This window comes from Bacillus sp. GMs2/2, assembly GCF_050172095.1.
Lineage (GTDB): Bacteria > Bacillota > Bacilli > Bacillales > Bacillaceae_G > Bacillus_A > Bacillus_A cereus.
On sequence record NZ_JBNLYE010000579.1, the window covers coordinates 1 to 1,886 of the forward strand.

Here is a 1,886-nt window from a genome sequence, read left to right on the forward strand (position 1 = left end):
TATCAGATATAGCTGTACATTATTAGAATTACATTCATTACTCAACTGTTAGTTAGCAAGAAAGAAAGGAATGATCATAATGATACAGAACATATACGAGACTCATTTACATGTAAGAAATTTAGAAAAAGCGATAAATTTCTATCAAAACAAGCTAGGATTAACGTTAGCAAGAAAACTCTCCAAAAGAAGAGTGGCTTTCTTTTGGGTCGGAGAAAATAAAAAACAAATGCTTGGACTATGGGAAGTAAATAATATCGAAGACTTTGAGCTGAGACATTTTGCTTTTGGTGTAAATTTAGAGTTTTTAATGACTTCTAAAGCGTGGTTAGAGGAGCGTGGAATAGAAGTGATAGGAAGTCAAGGAAAAGGAAATCAAGAGCCAATTGTCCAAAGGTGGATGCCCGCTGCAAGTGTATACTTTCTTGATTGTGATAGAAATAAATTAGAATTCATTTCTATGTTACATGACAATCCAGATGAATTAGAATATGCATCCTATTTAAGTGTATGGAATGCGGAACACCAAGAAAAATGAATGAAATTTCCGTTCAAGTCTTTTCTAATTTTTTAGATATACTGTTGTACGATCCCCCTTTTGCTATTAATTTTCGTCGGATTTATGAACAGTTATCGTAATGGAACATTCATGATAACTCCACTTGTTAACATAATGCATTTATTGTCATCTTGTATTTGTACTTACGTACGAGCAATTCCCAATCTGCTTCCATTACAATTTGAAACATTTAATTTTTCTTCTTATCTGGCATCTAATCTTTAAACAAAAACTCCCCTTAAATCGAAAATGATTAAGGGGAATTTTATATACGATGCAATTATAGTTCAGATTTCACCCGAACAGAAACATTATTTTTAATTATATTTTTGACATCTTTAAAGCTAACAAAATTGTTACTTTTCTCATCCCAAAGACGGAAACGGAGTGAACGCAAGCTTGTAGCAAGCGTAATTGTTGGTACATTTTTTAAAGGAAGGGTATTGTTGTGTGCCTCTTCTAGTTTATAGTTAGGCACTCTTGGACTTAAATGGTGAACATGATGAAATCCAATATTACCCGTTAGAAATTGCAAAATTTTTGGAAGTTTATAAAAAGAACTTCCCTCCACTGCCGCTTTCACATATTCCCATTCTTTATCTTCTTCAAAATAAGAATCCTCGAATGTGTGCTGTACGTAAAACAGCCAAATCCCTATTGAACCTGCTATTAAAAATATAGAACCATGTACTAAAAGAAACGATTGCCATCCAATTGCCCAGCAAAGCATTCCTACAATAGCAACGATTAAAATATTCGTTAAATAAGTGTTCATACGTTCTTTTTTTCTAGCACCTTTTCGGTTAAATCTATTTTTAAGCAAGAAAACATAAATCGGGCCTAACCCAAACATAACGAATGGATTGCGATATAAACGATATGCTAAACGGAGTCTAAATGGTGCTGCTACATATTCATCTACTGTAAGCGTCCAAATATCCCCTGTACCCCTCTTATCCAAATTACCACTCGTAGCGTGGTGAATAGAATGCTCATGCCCCCACTGATCAAATGGGAATAATGTTAAAACACCCATACACGTTCCAACTATTCTATTTGCACGTCGACTCTTAAAGAATGAATAATGGGTACAATCATGAAAAATAATGAAAATCCTTGTCATAAATCCAGCGGCTAACAGTGCTGGAACTAATGTTAACCAATAAGAAACTGACAAACTTTTATAAGCAAGGTACCATAAAATAATAAATGGCACGATTGTGTTGATCAGTTGCCAAACACTTTTTTTAATCGTTGATTTTTCAAAAGGAGCAACTTGTTTTTTTAAATTTTTAGTATTTTCTAAGGTCATTGTTCTAATTCCTTT

General features: G+C 33.5%; 2 protein-coding genes. One reads left to right on the plus strand and one right to left on the minus strand.

Annotated elements, in window-relative coordinates; genetic code table 11:
- Positions 1-79: 79 nt before the first annotated feature.
- A complete protein-coding gene (locus ACQGS6_RS27530; protein ID WP_000615639.1) occupies positions 80-538 on the plus strand; it encodes a VOC family protein in 459 nt (152 codons plus the stop codon).
- Between the two features lie 301 nt (positions 539-839).
- On the opposite strand, the gene ACQGS6_RS27535 is transcribed toward ACQGS6_RS27530, so the two are convergent.
- Positions 840-1,871 (minus strand): fatty acid desaturase, encoded by a 1,032-nt coding sequence (locus ACQGS6_RS27535; RefSeq protein ID WP_000171499.1) that lies wholly within the window; start codon positions 1,869-1,871, stop codon positions 840-842.
- Positions 1,872-1,886: the final 15 nt, after the last annotated feature.

Coding starts and splice junctions, on each gene's coding strand:
- ACQGS6_RS27530 (WP_000615639.1), top strand. CDS start 80: ATGATACAGAACATATACGAGACTCATTTACATGTAAGAAATTTAGAA.
- ACQGS6_RS27535 (WP_000171499.1), bottom strand. CDS start 1,871: ATGACCTTAGAAAATACTAAAAATTTAAAAAAACAAGTTGCTCCTTTT.